Genomic DNA, 3,201 nt, shown 5'->3' with positions numbered 1-3,201 from the left:
GGTCCAGAAGACCATGAAACCTACTTCTTCCCCTGCCGCTCCTTCAGCGTCGTCCAGAAGGCATCGACGTTGCTCTTGTCGATGATCTGGGTCGGCACGATGATCAGTTTGTTGGCCGGGATGAAGGACTTGTCGCCCTCGAGATACTTCGCCATGTCCTTCATGCCCTGGTAGCCCCACTCATAGGGCTGCTGCACGACGGTGCCGACGATGGTGCCGTCCTTCACGCCGCCGAGCGTGATCGGGTCCTCGTCGAAGCCGATGATCGTCACCTTGCCGATCTTGCCGGCATCCTTCAGCGCCTCGTAGATGCGCGGCGTGTTGTAGGAATAGAAGCCGACCATGCAGTTGATCTCCGGTCGGGCGGTGATCGTGTCCTCGACGTTGCGCTTGGCGCGGGTCTGGTCGATGTCGTCGGCGCGCACGTCGACGAGCTCGATCTTGGAGCCCTTGATGGCCTCCTTCACACCCTCGATGCGCTCGCGCGCATTGTCGGCGCCGGGCAGGCCGACGAAGCCCATGCATTTGCCGCCGTTGGGCAGGGCCTTCAGCATCAGCTGGCCGGCCTGCTTGCCGGCGTCGGTGTTGGACGAGCCGATATAGGCCACGCGCTTGCTGTTGGGCGCGTCGCTGTCGGTGGTGAACAGGGCGACCTGGCCGCCGACGCGGTTCAGCGCATCGCCCATGGTCTTGGGGTCCACGGCGCTCACCATGATGCCGGCGACGCCCGCGGCGACGAGGTCGTCCATGATGCGCGTCTGGATGGCTGCCGAGGCCTGCTCGGGATACTTGAAGACCAGCGTGTAGTTCGGCAGCTCGGTCTGCGCCTTCTTCACGCCGGCTTCGGCCGCCTTCCAGAAATCGGAAGCGCCGTTGACCACGAAGGCCAGGGTTTTCTTGTTCTGCGATTGAGTGGTGCCGGCAAGGCCCAGCAGAGCGGCGGTGACGGCAGCGGTAGCCAATAGCTTGTTCACGATCGTCCTCCCTCTCTCTGTTCTCTATGAGCGACGCGATCGTTCGATCGATTTGAGATCGATAGTCCGATCAAATCGTCATCGAAGAGCTTTTCGGACGCCGGTGAGACCGTCAATCCGCTGACAGAGGAGGGGAGATATGCAGACGGGGACTTCACTAGAGCTGATAGTACAGCCCACCGCAGAGGCCGATCGCCATAAGGCCGAAGCCAAAGAACTTGAAGAAGCGAGCTGATTGGGCCGCGAGCGACTGTTCATGGCGGACGGACTGACGTTGCTCCGCCGTGAGGTCCTGCTGCGCTCGCACTTGCGCGCCGAGGAAGCTGGTCGCGAGACTGCCAACGGGCCGGTCGCCGTCCAGCTCGAATTGGGCGCTGACATAGCAGATGACGAGGCCGATGAAGGCCACGCCGAAGAAGCTCATGTAGGCGACGATGAAGAAGGCCACGACCGAGCCCAGCAGCCAGGCCGAAAGCGCAATGGCGATGAGGATCGATCTTGCGGACACGGGCTACCTCCAACGGCAACACCGACGAAACTCGATCGTATCAGGAATGGTTGCTGGCAGCTCGTCACAGGGGACCCTAACGAGCTGGCGCGGGTCCGATTGCCAGCACTGCTGGCACCGATGCTCGCAAACAATTTTGCGCTCTTTAGCCCCTTATGGGACGCAAAAAATAGAACCGTAGTTGACTCAAACGAGCACCCAAGTTATATACATCTGGTGCTCGCCTGCCGGCGGCTCTGCTCTATGCATTGTTCATCCGATACCATTGCGCCCGGCGGCGGGCGGCGCGGCATGCCGTCGACAAGGGCGACGTCGCGCTCATCGTATTTGGCATGCTGCTCAGCCAGTCAAAACCTGTGTGAAGAGCTGCTAAGCCAAAGCGTCGTCCAGCGCACTGCCGAGACGATCGACGATTTCGCCGATCTGCTCTTCAGTCACGATGAAGGGCGGCGCCAGCAGGACATGATCGCCGCGTGTGCCGTCGATCGTGCCGCCCATGGGATAGACCATCAGGCCGCGCGCCATGGCGGCCTTCTTGACCTTGGCATGGAGCTTCTTGGCCGGATCGAACGGCGTCTTGGTCGAACGTTCTTCGACAAGCTCGATCGCCTGGAACAGGCCGCGGCCGCGGATGTCACCGACATACGGATGGTTGCCGAAGCGCTCGCCGAGCCGCCGGCGCAGCAGCGCGCCCTGGGTGCGCACATTGGCCAAGAGGTTGTCGCGGCGGATCGTCTCCTGCACCGCGAGGCCGGCGGCGCAGGCCATGGGATGGCCCATGTAGGTGTGGCCGTGCTGGAAGAAGCCGCTGCCGTTCGCGAACGACTCGTAGATGTGACGGCCGAGCAGCACGGCGCCGATCGGCTCGTAGCCGCCGCCCAGGCCCTTGGCGATGGTCATGAGGTCGGGCGCGATGCCTTCCTGTTCGCAGGCGTGCAGGGTCCCGGTGCGGCCCATGCCGCACATCACCTCGTCGAGGATCAGCAGCACGCCGTGGCGATTGCAGATCTCGCGGATGCGCTTGAAGTAGCCCGGGGCCGGCGGCACGGCGCCGGCCGTCGCGCCGACGACGGTCTCGGCGACGAAGGCCATCACGGTGCCCTCGCCCAATTCCAGGATCTTGGCTTCGAGGGCATCGGCGGCACGGCGGCCGTACTCTTCTTCGCTCTCGCCCGGCTCCTGGAAGCGGTAGGCGAAGCAGGGCGCGATGTGGTGCGTCTCGATCAGCAATGGCGAGAAGGGAGCGCGGCGCCATTCGTTGCCGCCGGCGGCCAGCGCACCCAGCGTGTTGCCGTGATAGCTCTGGCGGCGGGCGATGACGTGGCGGCGCTTGGGCTCGCCGCGTTCGATGAAGTACTGCCGCGCCATCTTCAACGACGCCTCGATCGCCTCGGAGCCGCCGCTCACCAGGTAGGCGTGGCTGATGCCTTGGGGGGCGTCGGCGATCAGCCGGTCGCCGAGCTTTTCGGCGACCTCAGTGGTGAAGAAGCCGGTGTGGGCGTAGGCAAGGCGGTCGAGCTGTTCGTGCAGGGCGGCGGTCACGGCGGGATGGCCGTGGCCGAGGCAGGATACTGCGGCACCGCCTGAGGCATCGAGGTAGCGCTTGCCGGTGCTGTCGACGATCTCGATGCCGCTGCCGGTGGCGGCGACGGGGAGGGTGCCGGCGATTTGGCGGTGAAGGATATGGGTCATTGGGGAATCCTCATGGTCTTCCGGACC

Annotated in this window: 3 protein-coding genes; all 3 read right to left on the bottom strand. The window is 64.2% G+C overall.

Features of this window, described 5'->3' with window-relative positions:
* Positions 1 to 20: 20 nt before the first annotated feature.
* The 3 genes from RSO01_RS46330 to RSO01_RS46320 all read right to left on the bottom strand — a co-directional run bounded on the left by RSO01_RS46330 (position 21) and on the right by RSO01_RS46320 (position 3,174).
* Positions 21 to 974: a sugar-binding protein gene (locus tag RSO01_RS46330; protein WP_147157403.1), complete on the bottom strand. Its 954-nt coding sequence runs from the start codon at positions 972 to 974 to the stop codon at positions 21 to 23.
* Positions 975 to 1,131: 157 nt separating this feature from the next.
* Entirely contained in the window at positions 1,132 to 1,482 is a 351-nt protein-coding gene (locus tag RSO01_RS46325; protein WP_147157402.1) for a hypothetical protein, read from the bottom strand.
* Positions 1,483 to 1,851: 369 nt separating this feature from the next.
* The gene (locus RSO01_RS46320) at positions 1,852 to 3,174 is read right to left on the bottom strand and encodes an aspartate aminotransferase family protein (protein ID WP_147157401.1); all 1,323 of its coding nucleotides are present in this window, start codon (positions 3,172 to 3,174) and stop codon (positions 1,852 to 1,854) included.
* Positions 3,175 to 3,201: the final 27 nt, after the last annotated feature.

This window comes from Reyranella soli (assembly GCF_007992495.1).
Lineage (GTDB): Bacteria > Pseudomonadota > Alphaproteobacteria > Reyranellales > Reyranellaceae > Reyranella > Reyranella soli.
The sequence above is the reverse complement of the archived record's forward strand: the minus strand, read 5'-3'. Positions and strand labels throughout refer to the sequence as shown.

What these genes read in the sequence shown, in the direction of transcription:
- RSO01_RS46320 (WP_147157401.1), bottom strand. Translation starts at nt 3,174, where the DNA reads ATGACCCATATCCTTCACCGCCAAATCGCCGGCACCCTCCCCGTCGCC.